The 244-nt window shown below is 68.4% G+C and carries 1 protein-coding gene; it reads left to right on the top strand.

Annotated features, from left to right (window positions below):
- Positions 1–244, top strand: a 244-nt coding sequence (locus AX730_RS07785) for an L-serine ammonia-lyase, iron-sulfur-dependent, subunit alpha (RefSeq protein ID WP_198147079.1), incomplete at both ends; no start/stop codon positions are given.

Genomic DNA, 244 nt, shown 5'->3' with positions numbered 1-244 from the left:
GGCTGAGCATCGCCGCGCTGATGTTCGAGAACGAGAAGGCCTGGCGCAGCGAGGACGAGATCCGCCAGAACCTGCGGGCGATCTGGAACGCGATGCAGTCGTGCATGGCCCGCGGCATCCGCGAGGAAGGCACCCTGCCCGGCGGACTGCATGTCTCGCGCCGCGCCCCGACGCTGCACCGCGAGCTGTCCAGCAAGCCGGAAGCGGCGATGCGTGATCCGTTGACGGTGCTGGACTGGGTCAA

The organism is Pseudoxanthomonas mexicana (assembly GCF_001556105.1).
Taxonomy (GTDB): domain Bacteria; phylum Pseudomonadota; class Gammaproteobacteria; order Xanthomonadales; family Xanthomonadaceae; genus Pseudoxanthomonas_A; species Pseudoxanthomonas_A mexicana_A.
Note: the sequence above shows the minus strand (reverse complement) of the source record. Positions and strands in the feature narration are given on the sequence as shown.